Genomic DNA, 18,069 nt, shown 5'->3' with positions numbered 1-18,069 from the left:
GCCCCTCCCTGCTGATCACGTCGGGCCGGTCAGGGCGGGGGTCAGGCCAGGCCCTTCTCCTCCAGCCACTCCTGGGCGACGTCCGCGGCGTTCTCGTTCTGGACCACGACCCGCTCGTTGAGCTGGGTTAGCTCCTCCGTGGTCAGGGCCGCGGAGACGGCGTTGAGCGCGGCGCGCGCGGTGTCGTCGACCTGCTCGCTGTTGATGAGCGGGGTGATGTTCTGCGATCCGAAGAGGTTCTCCGGGTCCTCCAGGACCACGAAGTCCTCCACCGCGATCTGCGGGTCGGTCGTGAACAGGTTGGCGGCCTGGATGTCGTCGTCCAGGAGCGCCTGGGTCAGCAGGGCGACCTCCAGCGAGCGGTACTCGCCGAACTCGACGCCGTAGACGGCCTCCAGGCCCACGACGCCCTGGTGTCGGGTCTCGAACTCGGGCGGTCCGCCCAGGACGAGCTCGTCGGCCACGTCCGCGAGGTCGGCGAGGGTGGTCAGGTCGTACTCGTCGGCCACCTCGCTGGTGACGGAGACCGAGTCCTTGTTCTCCGCGCTGGAGGAGTCCAGGATCTCCAGGCCCTCGGGCAGAGCCGCCTCGACCAGGGCGTTGGTCTCGTCGGCGTCGCCGCTGGGCGCCTCCTCGTCGAGGTAGGCCAGGGTCGCCCCGTTGTACTCGGGGAAGACCGAGAGGTTGCCCGACTCGATCTGCGAGTAGTACACCTCGCGGCTGCCGATGTTGAGCTGGTACTCGACCTCGACACCCTCGGCGGCCATGGCCCGGCCGTAGAGCTCGGCGAGCAGGGTGCTCTCGGGGAAGTCGGCCGAGCCGATGACGACCGCGCCCGCTTCGTCACCGCCGCCGTCGCCGCCGTCCTCCTCGAAGGGATCGCTGCCACCGCAAGCGCTGAGGAGCAACACCAGTGGAAGCCCGATGAGGGCGAGCTTCTTGTGCATGTCCGAACCTTCTCTCTGGGAAACTTCCTTGGCAGGCGGTGCCCGAAGGCCACCTGGTCAGCGTGCCGCCGCGGCCTCGGCACGCAGCCCGGGAGCGACGAGGAGCCGTCGCAGCCCGGCGAACAGGAGCGTGGTGACCACGGCCAGCGCCACCACGAGCACGGAACCGCCCAGCATCATCGTCAGGTCCTGGCGGGCCTGGCCGTCGACGATGTAGCGGCCCAGGCCGCCCACTCCCACGTAGGCGGCGATGGTGGCCGTGGCCACCACCTGGACGGCGGCGGTGCGCATCCCGATGAGGATGAGCGGCGTCGCCACCGGGAGTTCGAGTTTGAACAGGACCTCGCCGCCGCGCATGCCCATGCCCAGAGCGGCGTCCTTGAGCCGGGGCTCCACGCCCCGGACCCCCTCGTGGGTGTTGACGAGGATCGGCGGGACGGCCAGCGCCACCAGCGCGGCGATGACGGGGGCCAGCCCGATCCCGGCGGCCAGCACGATGAGGAACAGCACACCGATGGTGGGCAGGGCGCGCGCGAAGTTGGCCAGGCTCGCGGTGAGGAAGCCGCCCATCCCGGTGTGTCCGGTGAACAGGCCGATCGGCACCGCGATGACCGCGGAGATCAGCAGGCCCGTCAGCGAGTAGTAGACGTGCTCGCCCATGCGGGCGGGGATGCCCGCGGGGCCGGTCCACTGCGCGGGGTCGCTGAACCAGGCGACGAGCTCGTTCAGGATGTCCATGGTTACTCCCCCGCCGTAGCTCGGGTCGGGCGCTGGGACGCGGCGGCCGGGGTGCCGGTGGCCACCACGGCACGTCGGCGCGACCGCCTGCGGCGCTCCTTCGCTCCCCCGTTGCCCCGGGTCCAGGGCGTGAGCAGGTACTGGGCGATCACGAGCAGGGCGTCGGTCACGAACGCCAGCAGGACCACCAGCACGATGCCCACCACGATGGGCGCGTCGAACTGGCGGCGGAACCCGTCGCTGAGGATGATCTGGCCCAGTCCGCCCAGGCCGACCAGGGAGGCGACGCTGACCATGCTGATGGTGGCCACCGAGGCCACGCGCAGGCCGGCGATGATCACCGGGACCGCCACCGGCATCTCCACGGTGACCAGGCGGCGGAGCGGCCCGAAGCCCATGGCGACCGCCGCCTGTCGCACGTGGTCGGGGACCTGGCGCAGCCCGTCCACCACGTTGGGCAGCAGGATCACCAGGGTGTACAGGGACAGCGGCACGATCGCGGTCCAGTCGCTGAAGCCGGTGTAGGGCAGCATGAGGAAGAACAGGGCGATCGAGGGCACCGCGTAGAGCACGTTCACCCCGGTGAGCACCGGCGGGTACAGGCGTCCCCAGCGGGCGCACGCCAGCCCCAGCGGCAGCGCGGTGACCAGCCCGATGAGGATGGACACGTAGGCCAGGCGCACGTGCTCGACCAGTTTGGGCCGGATGCCGCGGTTGGGCTCGTCCGGGTAGCTCCAGTTCCGCACGCCCCAGTCCGTGACTCCGACGACCCAGTCCCAGGCCTCGGAGAGACCGCCGCCGCCCACCGCCGCGATCACTCGGACACCGACCAGATGGCGGCGCCCAGGTCGTCCTGGGAGACCACCCCGACGACACGGCCCTCGTCGTCCACGCCGACCGCCCGGCCCGCGGGCGAGAGCACCGCGGCGTCCAGGGCGGCCCGCAGGGAGTCGGTCCCCACGTCGAAGGTGTGGCCGTAGGGAGCCAGCTCCAGCGAGCCGAGCGGGACCCCTGCGGGTGCCCGGTCGAGCTGTGCGGCGCTGACCCACCCCTGCGGTATCCGTGCGGAGTCCACGACGAGCGCCCACGGCTCGCCGTCCCCGGCGACGACGGACCGGGCGCGCTCGACCCGGTCCTCGTCGTCGAAGACCACGTCCTCGCGCAGGGACAGCCCGCGGGCGGGGAAGAAGGAGAGCCGGCGCACGCCGCGGTCGTAGCCGATGAAGGACTCGACGAACGCGTCCACGGGCTCGGCGAGCAGCCGCTCCGGGGAGTCGTACTGGGCGAGCTCCCCGCCGGGGCGGAAGACCGCGATCCGGTCGCCCAGGCGCACCGCCTCGTCGATGTCGTGGGTGACGAACACGACGGTCTTGTGCAGCTCCTGCTGAAGGCGGATCAGCTCGTCCTGGAGGCTGGTGCGCACGACCGGGTCGACGGCGCTGAAGGGCTCGTCCATGAGCAGGATCGGCGGGTCCGCGGCGAGGGCGCGGGCGACGCCCACCCTCTGCTGCTGGCCGCCGGAGAGCTGGTGCGGGTAGCGCTTGGCCTGGGCGGGTTCGAGGCCGACCAGTTCCATGAGTTCGGCGGCCCGCGCGCGTGCCCTGCGGCGCCGCCATCCCAGCAGCAGGGGCACCGTGGCGATGTTGTCCAGGACGGTGCGGTGCGGGAACAGGCCCGCCTGCTGGATGACGTAGCCGATGGCGCGGCGCAGCTGGGCCGGGTTCCGGCCGCGGATGTCGGCGCCGTCGATGCGGACGGTGCCGTCGGTCGGCTCGACCATGCGGTTGATCATCCGCAGGGAGGTGGTCTTGCCGCTGCCGGAGGGGCCGACGAAGACCGTGGTCTTCCCGGTCTCCACGGTCAGGTCCAGGTGGGCGACGGCGACGGTGCCGTCGGGATAGATCTTGGCGGCACCCTCGAATGTGATCATCGCGGGGTCGTCTCCGTTCGGGGGCCGGGTGGTGTCGCTGCGGGGGAGCAGGCGCAGATTCGCACTATTTCCCCCAGGGTCGGGGGTCAAACGGGGAGGGTGCGGTCGCCGCGACCGGGCCGCGACCCGGGACCGCTCCTGGTCGTGCTGGGGAGGGTATACGGGTCAGCAGGGGACGGCACGGGGCGACACGCCGCCCGAATCGAACGGGCGTATGATCCCGGCCACGCCACAGGTACGGGTTCAGTGCCGGGCGACGGCCCAGTCGGCGAGTTGGTGGAGGTCGTCCGCGACGACGTCGGCCTCCCGTGCCCCGGGGGTGGCGGAGTGGCGGTAGCCGTAGATGCCCCGGCGCAGCAGGGCGGTGCGCATCCCGGCCCGGCGGGCGGGCAGGACATCGTTGTCGACGCGGTCGCCGACGTAGAGGATCTCCTCGGCGGTGACACCGGGGGTGCTCCGGGCGGCCAGTTCCACGGTCAGGTCGAAGAACTCCGGCTGGGGTTTGTGCGCCCCCCAGACGTCGGAGATCCCGATGCCGTCGACCCCCAGGTCCATGGCGGCCAGGGCCGGACCGGCCTCGACCGGCTGGTTGCCCGCGATGACCAGGGACAGCCCGGCCGTGCGCATGGCCTTGAAGGCGGGGCGCACGTCGGGGTAGAGGTCGAGCTCGCCGAAGTGCTCGCGCTCGCCGTCGGGGTCCTCGGCACGCCAGCGGGCGCTCTCGGCCGCCAGGTCGAACCCGGGCACGAGAAGCCGGAACCCGTCGGTGAGGGTGCCGCCCGAGGCGATCACGCCACCGATGGTGCCGAAGAACGCCATGTGCGGGATCGCGAACCGATCCGCCCAGCGCGCGAAGATACGCGTCTCGTCGATGAGCGTCTCGCCGACGTCGAACACCACAGTACGAATTGCCACGGTTAGGGAGTGTACACAGCACCTCCGACCAGGCACGTGGCCGAGACGGCGGGCGGCCTCCGGTCGGACGCGGCTCAGGTGCCCGGCGGACGCAGCACCGCGAAGGCGTCGGTGACCTCCAGTTCCCCGGCCCGGAAGCGGAACAGCGCCGCGGGCCGGCCCCCGGAGCGGCCGGAGGGCACCGAGCGGCCGGTCTCCTCGATCTGCCCGCGCCGCAGCAGGACCCGGCGCAGGTTGGTGGCGGCCACGTCGTGCCCGAGAGCGGCCCGGTAGTGGGCCGACAGCTCCGACATGGTGAACTCCGGCGGAGCCAGCGCGAACCCGAGGTTGGTGTAACTGAGCTTGGAGCGCAGGCGCCTTCGGCCGGAGCGGACGATGGAGGCGTGGTCGAAGGCCATCGGCGGCAGGTCCGCGGCGGGGTGCCACCCGGTGTCGGAGGGGACCACCGGGTCGATGTGGGCCGGGACCAGGCCGAGGTAGGCGGTGGCCAGGGTGCGGCGCTGGGGATCGCGTTCGGGGTCGCTGCGGGTCTCCAGCTGTTCCATGTGGCTCAGGTCGCGGACGTCGACCTTCTGGGCGAGCTGTCGGCGGATCGAGGCACCCAGGCTCTCGTCGGCGCCCAACCGCCCTCCGGGCAGGGCCCACTCCCCCTCGCAGGGGGGCAGTGCCCGCCGCCACAGCAGCACGCACAGCTCACCCGCGCGGATCTGGAGGACGACGGCGAGCGCCTCGTGCGCCGAGAGCACCGCACCGCTTCCTCCCCCTGCCGCCTCGCTCCGGTCGGCCGTCGCGGTCGGACCCGCTCCGGCCGTCATGGCCTGTCCGTTTGCTTCCGGGATATCCACCCTGTCCCTTCCGTTCCACGCCATGTTAAGCTTCACCAGGTTTGTGCCTGGCAGACAAAAACTAGTCCGCCGCACTGATCTCCCACGGCACGGCGCCCGCACGACGTGCCCACAGCCTCGAGGAAGTAGTAGGACATGGCAACGGTCACCGCGACGGCGGACACCATGACCAGGCAGGAATGGGCCGCGGAGGTCCACCGCCTGGCAGAGGAGCGCGACGCTGTCATCCTCGCGCACAACTACCAGCGCCCGGAAATCCAGGACGTCGCCCACTACACCGGCGACTCCCTGGCGCTGTCCCGGCTCGCCGCGAGCGTCGACGCCGGCACGATCGTCTTCTGCGGCGTGCACTTCATGGCCGAGACCGCGAAGATCCTGGCTCCCGAGAAGACCATCCTGCTGCCCGACCCCAACGCCGGGTGCTCGCTGGCCGACACCATCAACGCCGAGGACGTGCGCGCCTGGAAGGCCCAGCACCCCGGCGCGGTCGTCGTCGCCTACGTCAACACCACCGCGGCGGTCAAGGCCGAGACCGACATCTGCTGCACCTCCTCCAACGCCGCGGACGTCATCCGCTCCATCCCGGAGGACAAGGAGATCCTCTTCCTCCCGGACCAGTTCCTGGGCGCCCACGTCAAGCGGGTCACCGGCCGCGAGAACATCCACATCTGGATGGGCGAGTGCCACGTGCACGCCGGGATCGACGGCCACACCCTGCGCGAGCGGGTGGCCGCCGAACCCGACGCCGAGGTGTACGTGCACCCCGAGTGCGGCTGCGCCACCTCCGCCCTCTACCTGGTCGGCAGCGGCGCCGTCCCCGAGGACCGGGTCAAGGTGCTCTCCACCGGCGGCATGCTGAGCGCCGCGGAGAACACCACGGCCAAGAAGGTGCTCATCGCCACCGAGACCGGCATGCTGCACCAGCTGCGCAACGCCAACTCGACCACGGAGTTCGAGGCGGTCAACTCGCGCGCCGAGTGCCACTACATGAAGATGATCGACGCCGACAAGCTGCTGAACTCGCTCCGCCACGGCACGACCGAGATCGTGGTCGACACCGAGACCGCCGAGCGCGCCCGCCGCTCCGTCGAGCGCATGGTCGAGATCGGCCAGCCCTCCCGGGGCGGCGAGTAACCGGACGGTCCGGCTCCGGGAACGGCCCGGAGCCGCCGAACGGAGCGGGTCGGATCGCGCGTCGCGAGTGACGCCGGACGCGCGGGGACGGTAACAGAAGTCTCACCTTCCAGCCACAGCTGAACGATTCGCCCACATCAGACGCCTCCCCTCGCTAGCGTCACCACAGAAGCGGGGGGAGAATCGTGACCAGAGGTAACGAATCAGACGTACCGGCGGTTGGCACCGTCGAGGCACTGCACGACGCCTTCGCGCAGTCGCTGTACCTGTACGCGTGGTCCCTCCTGGGCGATCCCGGACGGTACGCCGACGGGGCGGACCGGTCCGACGAGGACCCGGTCACCGACGCCGTGCACGAGGCCCTGGTCGCCGGGGTCGCGCTCGAGTCCGAGCTCACCGACCCGGCGGACCGCGGCCCCTGGCTCTACGCGCTCGTCCGCGCCGCCTGCCAGCGCCGCGGCTTCGCGCACACCTGCCCCTACGCGCGCCTGGCGACCGTACCCGCCGAGGCCCCGGTCGCACGGATGTTCTCCCGGCTGCCCGCCAGCCACCGCGAGCTGGTCGAACTCAACCTGCGCCACGCCCTGTCCACCTCGGCGGTCGCCCGCATCCTGGGACTGGAACCGAGGATCTGCGGCGAGCTGTCCCGCTCGGCGATCCGCCGTGCGGCGGAGGGCTTGGAGGACCTCTCCGGGAGCACCCCAGACGCGGAGCCCGCCGGCGCCGCCTGGCGCACCCAGGTACAGCAGGTCTCCTCCGCGCTGGCCCTGCTGCGCCCGCCCGGAACCCCACCCGGCCTGCGCGCCCGGGTCGTGCACACCTGCACCTCGCCCGGAGCCGCCGAGGAACGCTCCCGCATCGTCGCCGCCATGCGCCCGCTCACCGCGGACGGCTACCCGATCCACCGATCACGCCTGCCCGGCGCGCCCGTGGCCGAGGCGCCCGAGGACGACGCCGCCGTCGAGGTCCCGCTCCCCCGGGCCCTGCCCGGCGACCGGTTGACCACCGCGGACCACCCCGTCCGCGAGGACGCCCGCTCCCCGCTGCCCGCCCCGGACCACGACCCCCTCGACGAGGTCACCGGACCCGAACGCCGGCGCTGGCCGCTGCCGGCGGTCTCCGGACTGGCCACGGTGGCGGTGGCCTTCGGCCTGTGGTGGTGGGCGAGCTCCGTCGGCGACCCCTCGACCATGATCGACGCGGGACCGGACCTGGCCGGGCAGCGTCCGGGCCTGTCCGAGGTGGAGGCCGCCTCGACCGCCTCCGACGGCAAACCGGGGACCGGGCAGACCGAGGTCTCCGCCGCCTCCGAGGGTTCCGCCCTCGAGGGCACCGAGCCGGACGCTCCGGAGAGCGAGCAGCCCAGCGGCCCCCTGCCCGGCCCGGAGGACCCCGAACGCGACGGGCAGCCCGAAGAGGGTTCGGACGAGGGTGGGCCCGAGGGCCCCGGGGGCGCGCCGAGCCCGCCGGGGGCGCCGGAGGACGCCCCCGATCCCGACCCGGGCGCCGAGGACGGGGAGGGCCCCGGGGACGAACCCGGGGACGAGGGGGCCGGGGGCGGCTCCAACGGACCGAACGGAGTGCTCGACGGCCTTCTGGGGCTGCTGTTCGGCAGCGGCCGGAGCGAGTAGCCGACAGCTCCCGGACCGGCGCCGGCCAGACGGGCGGCGGTCTCTAGAAGGAGGCGAGCAGGCGCTCGGCGGCGACCTGGACGCGGCGCTCGACCTCGTCGACGTCGCGCCGTCCCTTGAGGATCTCCACCAGCTCGAAGATCCACACGCTGGTGAGCGAGCAGACCAGGACGTACCCGGTGCTGTCGCGGTCCACCTCGGTACCGGGCGCCTCGGACTCGCCGGCGTCGGCCTCGGGAGCGGTGGTGTCGGCGCCCTCGAGGTTGCCGGTGACCACGCGCCACACGAGGTCGCTGATGCGCACGTCGAGTTCGATCTTGACCTCGGCCATGATCAGGGACCGCACCAGGGCGTCGGCGAGCTCGGGCTCGCGCATGAGGCCGCGGGTGGCGCGGAGCAGGACGTCGACCGCTCGGCCGGAGGGGCTGTCCGCGGTGGGCGGGCGGCGGACGATGCCGCCCTCCAGGAGGTCCAGCTCCTCGGTGACCACGGCCACCACGAGGTCCATCTTCGAGGGGAAGTAGCGGTAGAGCGTACCGAGGGCCACCCCGGCGCGCTCGGCGACCGAACGCATCTGCATGGCCTCCACGCCACCGCGCACGGCCAGGGCGGCCGCGGTCTGGACGATGCGCCGACGCCGCTGGGTCTGACTCCGCGTCATCGTTCCGATCGGTGCCTGCACCGCCACAGGGTCTCTCCCATTCGTCACCGGTCCGCACGGCGTCGTCGCACGGCGGACCGAAGGTCAGCTGCGCCGGGCTGACTTAACCCCTGTCAACCAAGCTTACGAGAACACGTTATCCAACGGGTTCCCCCCGTCGCAGCGCTTCGAACCCATGATTCTCGCCTCATCACCCGACGTGGCAGAGGCAATACGAGGTCTTGGCGCAAGCTTTCAGGCGACCCGACCGACCTTTGTAGAATATGTTCTATTTTTCCGGGCGAATATGGTCCGGGCCACATCCGAGCCGACAGGGCACCAGCCGCCCGAAGGCCCCGGCGAGCCCTTCCCTAGAATCGAACCAGATTCGGTTTCCAGCGGAGAGGTCGGCCCAGGATGCGCACAGTTCCCCCAGTAGAGGACCTAGGCGAGGGAGTGTGGAGCATCCCGGTGCCCGTCCCCCACAACCCGATCGGGTTCACCTACGTCTACGTGCTCCCGGCCCTGGGCGGACCCGTCCTGATCGACACCGGATGGAACCACGAGGACTCCTGGGACGCCCTGGTCAGCGGCCTGAAGCAGACCGGACACGGCGTCGACGAGGTCCAGGGCGCCGTGATCACCCACTTCCACGGCGACCACTCCGGACTCGTCGGCCGCCTGCGCGAGGCCTCCGGCGCCTGGATCGCGATGCACCCCGCCGACATCGAGGTCCTCCGGCGCCTGGAGGAGCACACCGACGAGGAGCGGAGTGCCTCCGTCATCGACCAGATGACCCGAGCGGGCTTCCCCGAGCAGGACATCGAGACCTTCCGTGCCTCCCCCAACGTCTTCCGGTCGCCCGCACCGCCCGACCTCGCCCTCCGCGACGGCGAGCGCGTCGACGCCCCCGGCCTGGACCTGCGCGCCGTGTGGACCCCCGGCCACACCCCCGGCCACCTGTGCCTGCACCTGGCCGAGCGCGACCTCCTCTTCACCGGGGACCACGTCCTGCCGCGCATCACCCCGCACGTGGGGCAGTTTCCCCTCGACTCCGCCGACGGCAACCCCCTCGGCGACTTCCTCGCCTCCCAGAGCCGGATCGGCCGCATGCCCGAGGCCGACCGCCTGATGTGTCTTCCCTCACACGAGACGCGCTTCTCGGGACTGGCCGAACGCGCCGAGGAGATCATCGACCACCACGAGGAACGCCTGCAGTCCATGGCGCGCCTGCTCGAGCAGGGCCCCACCACCCTGTGGGAACTCACGTCGAACCTGGAATGGCGCCGACCCTGGGCGGACATGCGGACCCTGGCACGGCACATGGCCGCATCCGAGACCGCGGCCCACCTGCGCCTGCTGGAGGAACGCGGCCTGATCACCCGGAACGGCTCGGCGGACCTCCCCCGCTGGGCCAGCGTCGCCGGACCGCACCTGCCCGAATAGGATCCCAGTACCCGAAGCCTGGCGCCGACCCCGAATGAACTCGCGAGTAACATATGGGGCGCGCAGCGTCCCAGCGGACGCCCCACCAGCGAGCCCGGCCGCACCGGTGACCCCGGCGCGACACGGCGGCGACCGGGCACGCGACCCAACGAAGAGGTGGACTCTTGACCCAGTCGGGCACAAGCACGGAACCGACCCCACGGCCCTCCGGCGACCGCCCCCTGCGCGTCGCCCTCCTGTCGTACCGAAGCAAGCAGCACGTGGGCGGACAGGGCGTCTACGTCCGCCACCTGTCACGCGAACTGGCCGCGCTCGGTCACGAGGTCACCGTCTTCTCCGGACAGCCCTACCCCGTCCTCGACGAGGGCGTCACCCTGGAGAAACTCCCCTCCCTCGACCTCTACAACGACGCCAACCCCTTCGTCGCCCCGCCCGTGCGCGAGTGGCGCGACTGGATCGACGTCCTCGAGGTCGCCACCATGTGGACCGCCGGCTTCCCCGAGCCCCTCACCTACTCCCTGCGCGCCAACCGTGAACTGCGCCGCCGCCTGGAGGAGTTCGACGTCGTCCACGACAACCAGACCCTCGGCTGGGGCCTGCTCGGCATCAAGTCCGCCGGCCTCCCCCTGGTCACCACCATCCACCACCCGATCAGCGTGGACCGCCGCATCGAGATCGAGGAGGCCAAGGGCCTCCACAAACTCTCCAAGCGCCGCTGGTACGGCTTCGTGAAGATGCAGGCCCGGGTGGCCCGCAGGCTCGACCCGATCCTGGTGCCCTCCCAGTCCTCGGCCGACGACATCGCCCGCGAGTTCGGCGTCGACCCCGCCACCATGGAGGTCACCCCCCTCGGCGTGGACACCCGCTACTTCCACCCCCGCCCCGAGGTGGAACGCGTCCCCGGCCGCATCGTGTGCACCGCCAGCGCCGACAGCCCGCTCAAGGGCGTCGGCATCCTGCTGCGCGCCGCCGCCGAACTCGCCACCGAACGCGACGTCTCCCTGACGATCGTCAGCAAACCCAAGCCCGGCGGCCCCACCGACCAGCTCGTCGACGAACTCGGCCTGCGGGAGCGCGTGGAGTTCGTCAGCGGCATCGGGGACCGGGAACTGGGCGAACTCGTCTCCAGCGCCCAGGTCGCGGTCGTCCCCTCCTTCTACGAGGGCTTCTCCCTCCCGGCCGTGGAGGCCATGGCCTGCGGCACCCCGCTGATCGCCAGCCACGCGGGCGCCCTGCCCGAGGTCGTCGGCACCGACGGCGACGCCGGACGGCTCATCCCGCCGGGCGACCCCGAACTGCTGGCCGCCGAACTCGCCTCCCTGTTCGACGACGACGCCGAGCGCGAGCGCATGAGCGCCGCCGCCTGGCGCCGGGTCCAGGAACGCTTCACCTGGAAGGCCGTGGCCGAGCTGACCGCCCAGCGCTACGCCTCCACCATCGACGCCGTCAAGGGGACCGGTGCAGGTACCGGAGACGACGACACACGCCCCGCGCCCGTGCGGGCCCGCGCGAACGGCGCCTGACCCGGCAGGCCGCGCACACCACGACCCGCAGCACGATCCCTAGGGAGCCTCCACTGATCACCGTCGACTTCAACCTGTTCCCGGTCGGCCCGGGCCACCGTGTTCTCGACCTCGGCTGCGGCGGCGGACGCCACGCCTTCGAGATCTACCGCCGCGGCGCCGACGTGGTGGCCTTCGACCAGAACGTGAGCGACCTCGCCGAGGTCGAGACCATGTTCGCGGCCATGGCCCACGAGGGCGAGGCCCCCGCCTCCGCCAAGGCCGAGACCGTCAAGGGCGACGCCCTGGACATGCCCTTCGACGACAACAGCTTCGACCGAGTCGTCGCCGCCGAGATCTTCGAGCACCTGCCGCACGACACCGCCGCCATGAAGGAGCTCTACCGGGTCCTCAAGCCCGGGGGCATCGCGGCCGTCACCGTTCCCAGCTTCCTGCCCGAGCGCATCTGCTGGGCCCTCTCGGAGGAGTACCACACCAACGAGGGCGGCCACATCCGCATCTACACGCGCGCCGAACTGGAGGCCAAGCTCAAGGCCACCGGCTTCGTGATCGGCCCGCACCACCACGCGCACGCCCTGCACGCCCCGTACTGGTGGATCAAGTGCGCCGTGGGCACCGACAACAACGACCACCCGGCGGCCAAGGCCTACCACGACCTCCTGGTCTGGGACATGCTCCAGGCCCCGAAGGTGACCCGGGTGGCCGAGCGGCTCCTCAATCCGGTCATCGGCAAGAGCGTCATCGTGTACGTGCGCAAGCCGCACACCGGCACAGCCGCCTGATGGTGTCCGCGCCCTCCGGCCCCGACGCCCTCCACCTGCCCGGCGTCCTCAGCGCCGAACAGCTCTACCGGTCCGCGCACTACCTGGTCGCCTCCCAGGAGCCCGACGGGGCGATCCCGTGGTTCCCCGGCGGCCACACCGACGTGTGGGACCACGTGGAGTGCGCCATGGCCCTGACCGTCACCGGCCTGCTCGTCCCCGAGCACGCCGACGCGGCCCGTCGCGCCTACCTGTGGTTGGACGGGAGCCGCCACCCCGACGGCGGCTGGCCCGCCAAGTACCGGCAGGGCCGGGCCGTGACGGAGCTGCGCGAGGCCAACCACGCCGCCTACCCTGCGGTGGGCCTCTTCCACCACCTGCTGACCACCGGCGACGCCGCGTTCGCCGAGCGGATGTGGCCCGTGGTGGAGAGCGGCCTGGAGTTCGTACTGGCCCTGCGCGGCGAACGGGGCGAGATCCTGTGGGCGCGCGCCGAGGACGGCTCCCCGGGCGACCACGCGCTGCTCACCGTGTGCGCGAGCGTGCACCACGCCCTGCGCTGCGGTGCCGCCCTCGGCTCCCGGCTGGGCCGCGAACGCCCGGAGTGGTCGGCCGCCGCGAACCGGCTGGCCGAGCTCATCAACGACGACGAGGGGCTGTTCGCGGACCGCTCGCGCTTCTCGATGGACTGGTTCTACCCGATCCTCGGCGGCGCAGTTCGCGACGAGGCCGCCAAGGCCCGGATCGCCGAGCGCTGGGACACCTTCGTCATGCCCGGCCTGGGCGTGCGCTGCGTGAGCGACCAGCCGTGGGTGACCGCCGCGGAGTCCTCCGAGCTGGTGATGGCGCTGGCCGCCATGGGCGAGACCGAGACCGCTGTGCGCATCTTGCGGGACGTGCAGCACCTGCGCGACCCCGACGACGGCGTCTACTGGACCGGCTACCAGTTCGCCGAACAGGTGCGCTGGCCGGTGGAGCGCAGCACCTGGACCTCGGCCGCGGTCATCCTGGCCGTGGACGCGCTCACCCGCACCACCCCCGGCTCCCGAGTGTTCCTGCACACCTGGGAACCGGAACCGGTCGGCGTCTGAGACCGCGGACACGAAGAGGGGCCCCGGTACCGGGATTCGGTACCAGGGCCCCTCTCTGTCACCGGCAGGCGCTACCTGCCCTCTTCCCTCGTCGGTGGAACCTCGGGATCACCCGGGGGATCCGGTTCGATCGGCCGGTCGGGTTCGTCCGGCTCGACCGGGACGCCCGGGTCCTCGGGTCCGGGGTCGACCGGCGGCTCGGGATCGACCGGTTCGACCGGCTGCTCGGGCGCGGGGTCGTTCGGTTCCTGGGGCTCCTGCGGCTGCTGGGTGGACACGTCCGGCGCCCAGTTCTCCGTGGTGCCGCCGAACTCGGGTCCGGGGAAGGATCCCCGTTCGTAGCCCTCCATCGCGCGGCTCATGTACGAGTTCCACATCGAGGCGGGCAGGCCGCCACCGGAGATGTTGTGCCCCGGGATGCTGAAGCCCTCGTTGTTGCCGCTGTAGACGCCGACCGCCGTGGACAGCTGCGGGGTGTACCCCACGAACCAGGCCGCGACGCTGCCGTCGGTGGTTCCGGTCTTGCCCGCGACCGGGTGGTCCCACAACCGTGCGGCCGTACCGGTGCCGCCGTTGACCACCTGCTCCAGGGCGTAGGTGACGTCGGCCGCGGTCGACTCCTTGAGGGCTCGCTCGCCCTCGATCTCGGGCCGCTCGTTGTCACCCTCCTGGTTGACGATCTCCTTGACGACGTGCGCCTCCATGTGGACGCCGCCGTTGGCGAAGGTCGCGTACCCGCTGGCCTGGTCGACCGGGCGGACGCTGGTGGCGCCCAGCGGCATGACCGGGACCAGCTGGTTGTCGGCGATGCTGCCGTCGGGCAGGCCCATGTCGTAGGCGGTGTTGCGGATCTCCTCGAACCCCACCTCCTGGGCCAGCTCGACGAAACCGAGGTTGTTGGACACCGTGGTGGCCTGGGTGAGCGTCATGACCCCGCCGGGGGCGTCGCCCGCGTTCTGCACCCGGGAGCCCTGGATCTGCCGCGGCCCGCGACCGTCGACGGTGGAGTTGAGGCCGTACCCCTGCTCCAGCGCGGTGGCCAGCACGTAGGGCTTGAACGCCGAACCGGCCTGGGCCGCTCCGAGGAAGGAGCTGTCGTACTGGTTCTCCACGTAGTCGTGTCCGCCGTAGAACGCCAGGACCTCACCGGTCTTCGGGTCGATGGTGGTGAGCCCGATGTTGACGCCCTCGGGGAGGTTCTCCGGCGGCACCATCTCCTCCACCGCCTCGTAGGCGGCGTCCATCATGTCCTGGTCGAAGGTGGTGACGATCTTGAAGCCCTGGCGGTTGATCTGGTCCTCGGTGTAACCGAGTTCCGCCAGCTCGCCCATGGCCTCCTGGAGCATGTACCCGCGGTAGCCGGTGACGTCCTCCGCGGTCTTCGTCGGCTCGGGGGCCGGGAACTCCATGTCGTCGGCCTCCTTCTGGGTGATCGCCCCGGTGGTGACCATGCCGTCGACGACGTACTGCCAGCGGCTCTCCATCTCGGGCGTGGTCTCCACGTCCGCCTGTCCGAAGGGGGTCGGCTGCTGGATGGCGGCGGCCAGGAAGGCGGCCTCCGCCGGCGTGATGTCCTCGACGTCCTTGTGGTAGTACGCCTGGGCCGCGGCCTGGACCCCGTAGGACATGCGACCGAAGTAGATGGTGTTGAGGTACTGCTCCATCACCCACTCCTTGTCCTCGCTCTGATCCACCTTGATGGAGATGATGATCTCCTGGATCTTGCGGGACACGGTCTGTTCCAGGGAGACGCCCTCGTAGTAGTTGCGGACCATCTGCTGGGTGACGGTCGAACCGCCCTGCACCTGCTTGCCGGTGAGCGTGGACCACACGGCCCGGGTGGTGCCCTTCACCGAGACGCCGGGCTCGGTCCAGAACCCGCGGTCCTCGGCCGAGATGACCGCCTCGACGACGTGGTCGCCGCCGGCCGTCATCTCCTCGTAGCCGATGACGTCGCGGTCGGTGCCCCGGTAGGCGAACTCGGTCTCGCCGTCGGCGAAGTAGAAGGTCGACCCCTGCTCCACCGCGTCGGCCTTCGCGGCGTCCGGGACCTCGACCGTGCTGTAGAGGAACGCGAAGGCACCGCAGGCCAGAATGACCATCAGACCGGTGACCACCAGGAAGGCGAGCAGCAGCCGCACCCACAGCGGCTTCTTGCGCTTCTTCTTTCCGCCCTTGCCGCCCGGACCCTTGGGTCCGCCGGGGCCGCTGGGCGGACCCTTGGGCCCACCGGGCCCCTGGGGGCCGCCAGGAGCACCCGGAGCCCCGAGAGGCGTGGCGCCGCCCGCGGCGGCGGCTGCCGACGCCGCACCGGCCGGTCCAGCCGCGCTGCCGGAGGAGTCCTCCGGCGAAGGTCTGTCCGACACGTAGTCGGAGAGCCTCCGCGGCTCGGGCCACAGAGCAGCCGTCTCGGCCTCGGCGCCGCCGTCAGCGTCGGCGTCCCCCGCGGTCCCGTCCGTCGGCTCGGCCGCGGAACGGTGCTCCGTCTCCGCGCCCTCCTCGGGCGGGGCGGCGGCGAAGCGCACCGCACCCGGTGCGGGCGCGGGCATGGCCTCGGTCGGGGTCTCCCCGGAGTCCTCCGCCTCGTCCTGAGGCTTGTCGTCCTCCGGTCCGTCCTCGGCTTCGACCCGGAAGGGCTCGGTCGCGGGCCCGCTCTCGGCGACAGCGGCAGCCGCGGCCACCGGGTCACCGACGGATTCGGCCGCGGTGTCCTCCGCCGGAGTGTCCTCGGTCTGGGCGTCGCCCGCGTCCGAGGCGTGCTCGGACTCGTCCCGGTCCTGCGCCCGGAGCTTCTCCGTGGCAGGCTCAGGGTCTTCCCGGACCTGGAGCTTCTCCGTCCGGGGCTCCTCGGCCACGGCGTCCTCGGAGGACTCGGAGCCCTCGGAGGCCGCGACCTCGGTCGCGGTGTCGGTGTCTCCGGTCCCGGTGTTTTCGATACCGGTGTCGGCCGGTGCGCCCTCGGCGGTCTCGGGGACCGTCTCGGCGCTCTCTCCGCTCTCCCCCTCGGCCTCGCCTTCCGCCCGGTCGGCCGGGCCCACAGGGCTCACGTCACCGGGTTCGAAGCCCTGCTCGGCGAGGGTCCTCGCCACGCGGTCACGGAAGAACGTGCCGCTCGTCTTGAAAGTGATGGGTCCGGCGATGAACTCGGGTTCGGGACCGTCTTCGGCTTCGGTCCCCTCCTTCGAATTCTCCCCTCCGGGTTGATCCTCACCGCTGGTGGGTAGATCATCACCGTGGGGGGTCGCCTGACTGGACAGCTCCTCAGCAGAGGTGTCGTTCGTCTCCGGCGTGTTGGCGTCAGGACGCTGTCCATCCGTCCCGCCGCTGCCGTGTGTGCTCTCGCTCAGCTCCCCGCCCCCAAGGCAAATCACGTCCGGCACCGTGCCGTCCTGGTGTTTGACGCGCGAGTGCCCCTGATCGGTTCAGTTCGATTCAGGACTGAAGCGGTATTCCGGGGAAAATCGCCACCATCGCTCCACCCTCACCGCCACGATACCCGCACGTAACCGTGTCAAGGCCGAATCCGTAACCGCGCGGTCACTTCTTACCGAAGGCTTACCCTCCGAAAGCGTGTCACAGACCCGGTGTTGGATGACTCACTCCACCGATGTGATCCGCCCTTCGGAAAAGGGGGTCGCATCAGGCGGTCCGCTCCAGGACCCGCATGGAACCGACCACACGGACCTCCTTGAAATTCCCGGAGTCGAGCGCGCGGCAGTAGATGTTGTAGGGCGGCCGGCCCCCGTCCTCGGGGTTGGGGAACACGTCGTGGATGACCAGGGCGCCACCGACGGCGACGTGCGGGGACCAACCCTCGTAGTCGTTCTGCGCGGCCGTCTCACTGTGGCCGCCGTCGATGAACAGCATCCCGAGCTCCGTGCCCCAGACCGCGGCGACGTCGACGGAAGCGCCGGCGATCGCGATCACCTCGTCGTCCAGGCCCGCCTTGGTGATCGTGTGCCGGAAGTGCGGAAGGGTGTCGAACTTCCCGGTGACCGGGTCGATGAGCGAGGTGTCGTGGTACTCCCAGCCCTCCTGGTGCTCCTCCGACCCGCGGTGGTGGTCCACGGTGATGATCTTCGCACCGGCCACACGAGCAGCAGCGCCCAGGAACACGGTGGACTTCCCGCAGTAGGTCCCGATCTCCACGACCGGTCCCCGGTCGGCGTATTCCAACGCCGTCTCGTAGAGGGCGAGCCCTTCGTCAGTGGGCATGAAACCCTTCGCCGCCTCAGCGGCGGCCAGCAGATCCGCGGGGATTGTCTTCGTCATGACGAAATTCTCCCATCACACGGAAACCCCCTCGTCAGCGCCCCTGATATCCCCGGCACAGAGCCAGCCCGCGAAGCAGCCCCAGCCCTCTTACCGGTTACCGGCATTCCTGATTCACATGTTCACAAGCCACGACAAAAAACAAAAAGAAGGAGGAGCCCGCCCCGAAAGACGAACCCCTCCCCCTATTCTCAAG

General features: G+C 71.1%; 15 protein-coding genes. 6 read left to right on the top strand and 9 right to left on the bottom strand.

Annotated elements, in window-relative coordinates:
• Positions 1-41: 41 nt before the first annotated feature.
• The 6 genes from D458_RS0123340 to D458_RS0123315 form a co-directional block, all read right to left on the bottom strand.
• Complete coding sequence (locus tag D458_RS0123340; protein WP_017589152.1) at positions 42-947, bottom strand: ABC transporter substrate-binding protein; 906 nt, start codon at positions 945-947, stop codon at positions 42-44.
• A gap of 57 nt (positions 948-1,004) precedes the next feature.
• Positions 1,005-1,685 carry an ABC transporter permease gene (locus D458_RS0123335; RefSeq protein WP_017589151.1) on the bottom strand — a complete coding sequence of 227 codons (681 nt, stop codon included), beginning with the start codon at positions 1,683-1,685 and terminating at the stop codon, positions 1,005-1,007.
• Positions 1,686-1,687: 2 nt separating this feature from the next.
• On the bottom strand, positions 1,688-2,503 hold the full coding sequence (locus D458_RS0123330) for an ABC transporter permease (RefSeq protein ID WP_017589150.1): 816 nt from the start codon (positions 2,501-2,503) through the stop codon (positions 1,688-1,690).
• Positions 2,500-3,615 carry an ATP-binding cassette domain-containing protein gene (locus D458_RS0123325; RefSeq protein WP_017589149.1) on the bottom strand — a complete coding sequence of 372 codons (1,116 nt, stop codon included), beginning with the start codon at positions 3,613-3,615 and terminating at the stop codon, positions 2,500-2,502. The genes D458_RS0123330 and D458_RS0123325 overlap by 4 nt, the downstream gene beginning before the upstream one ends.
• Positions 3,616-3,858: 243 nt before the next feature.
• On the bottom strand, positions 3,859-4,515 hold the full coding sequence (locus D458_RS0123320; protein WP_017589148.1) for an HAD family hydrolase: 657 nt from the start codon (positions 4,513-4,515) through the stop codon (positions 3,859-3,861).
• 89 nt (positions 4,516-4,604) lie between these two features.
• Positions 4,605-5,345, bottom strand: a complete 741-nt coding sequence (locus D458_RS0123315) for an NUDIX hydrolase (protein ID WP_152521221.1) — start codon at positions 5,343-5,345, stop codon at positions 4,605-4,607.
• 165 nt (positions 5,346-5,510) lie between these two features.
• Between D458_RS0123315 and nadA the strand changes: the two genes are divergently transcribed.
• Both nadA and D458_RS0123305 read left to right on the top strand, forming a co-directional pair.
• Positions 5,511-6,509 (top strand): quinolinate synthase NadA, encoded by a 999-nt coding sequence (gene nadA, locus D458_RS0123310; RefSeq protein WP_017589146.1) that lies wholly within the window; start codon positions 5,511-5,513, stop codon positions 6,507-6,509.
• A gap of 185 nt (positions 6,510-6,694) precedes the next feature.
• On the top strand, positions 6,695-8,140 hold the full coding sequence (locus tag D458_RS0123305; RefSeq protein ID WP_026119616.1) for a hypothetical protein: 1,446 nt from the start codon (positions 6,695-6,697) through the stop codon (positions 8,138-8,140).
• A 43-nt stretch (positions 8,141-8,183) separates the two neighbouring features.
• Here D458_RS0123305 and D458_RS0123300 read toward each other — a convergent pair whose 3' ends face one another.
• Positions 8,184-8,828 (bottom strand): TetR family transcriptional regulator, encoded by a 645-nt coding sequence (locus D458_RS0123300; RefSeq protein WP_017589145.1) that lies wholly within the window; start codon positions 8,826-8,828, stop codon positions 8,184-8,186.
• Between the two features lie 369 nt (positions 8,829-9,197).
• Between D458_RS0123300 and D458_RS0123290 the strand changes: the two genes are divergently transcribed.
• The 4 genes from D458_RS0123290 (at position 9,198) to D458_RS0123275 (ending at position 13,601) form a co-directional block, all read left to right on the top strand.
• On the top strand, positions 9,198-10,226 hold the full coding sequence (locus D458_RS0123290) for an MBL fold metallo-hydrolase (protein WP_026119615.1): 1,029 nt from the start codon (positions 9,198-9,200) through the stop codon (positions 10,224-10,226).
• A gap of 164 nt (positions 10,227-10,390) precedes the next feature.
• The gene (locus D458_RS0123285) at positions 10,391-11,749 is read left to right on the top strand and encodes a glycosyltransferase family 4 protein (protein ID WP_017589143.1); all 1,359 of its coding nucleotides are present in this window, start codon (positions 10,391-10,393) and stop codon (positions 11,747-11,749) included.
• Positions 11,750-11,802: 53 nt separating this feature from the next.
• On the top strand, positions 11,803-12,531 hold the full coding sequence (locus tag D458_RS0123280) for a class I SAM-dependent methyltransferase (protein WP_026119663.1): 729 nt from the start codon (positions 11,803-11,805) through the stop codon (positions 12,529-12,531).
• On the top strand, positions 12,531-13,601 hold the full coding sequence (locus D458_RS0123275; protein WP_017589141.1) for a prenyltransferase/squalene oxidase repeat-containing protein: 1,071 nt from the start codon (positions 12,531-12,533) through the stop codon (positions 13,599-13,601). Before D458_RS0123280 ends, D458_RS0123275 begins: the two co-directional genes overlap by 1 nt.
• Positions 13,602-13,672: 71 nt before the next feature.
• On the opposite strand, the gene D458_RS0123270 is transcribed toward D458_RS0123275, so the two are convergent.
• Together D458_RS0123270 and D458_RS0123265 are read right to left on the bottom strand one after the other, a co-directional pair.
• A complete protein-coding gene (locus D458_RS0123270; RefSeq protein ID WP_026119614.1) occupies positions 13,673-16,981 on the bottom strand; it encodes a transglycosylase domain-containing protein in 3,309 nt (1,102 codons plus the stop codon).
• 259 nt (positions 16,982-17,240) lie between these two features.
• A complete protein-coding gene (locus tag D458_RS0123265; RefSeq protein ID WP_017589139.1) occupies positions 17,241-17,873 on the bottom strand; it encodes a class I SAM-dependent methyltransferase in 633 nt (210 codons plus the stop codon).
• Positions 17,874-18,069 lie beyond the last annotated feature (196 nt).

Origin of the sequence: Nocardiopsis ganjiahuensis DSM 45031, assembly GCF_000341085.1 — a bacterium.
Lineage (GTDB): Bacteria > Actinomycetota > Actinomycetes > Streptosporangiales > Streptosporangiaceae > Nocardiopsis > Nocardiopsis ganjiahuensis.
The sequence above is the reverse complement of the archived record's forward strand: the minus strand, read 5'-3'. Positions and strand labels throughout refer to the sequence as shown.

Bases quoted from the DNA above. Each gene is read 5' to 3' on its own strand.
- D458_RS0123340 (WP_017589152.1), bottom strand. From the start codon at position 947: ATGCACAAGAAGCTCGCCCTCATCGGGCTTCCACTGGTGTTGCTCCTC.
- D458_RS0123335 (WP_017589151.1), bottom strand. From the start codon at position 1,685: ATGGACATCCTGAACGAGCTCGTCGCCTGGTTCAGCGACCCCGCGCAG.
- D458_RS0123325 (WP_017589149.1), bottom strand. From the start codon at position 3,615: ATGATCACATTCGAGGGTGCCGCCAAGATCTATCCCGACGGCACCGTC.
- D458_RS0123315 (WP_152521221.1), bottom strand. From the start codon at position 5,345: ATGACGGCCGGAGCGGGTCCGACCGCGACGGCCGACCGGAGCGAGGCG.
- nadA (WP_017589146.1), top strand. From the start codon at position 5,511: ATGGCAACGGTCACCGCGACGGCGGACACCATGACCAGGCAGGAATGG.
- D458_RS0123290 (WP_026119615.1), top strand. From the start codon at position 9,198: ATGCGCACAGTTCCCCCAGTAGAGGACCTAGGCGAGGGAGTGTGGAGC.
- D458_RS0123275 (WP_017589141.1), top strand. From the start codon at position 12,531: ATGGTGTCCGCGCCCTCCGGCCCCGACGCCCTCCACCTGCCCGGCGTC.
- D458_RS0123265 (WP_017589139.1), bottom strand. From the start codon at position 17,873: ATGACGAAGACAATCCCCGCGGATCTGCTGGCCGCCGCTGAGGCGGCG.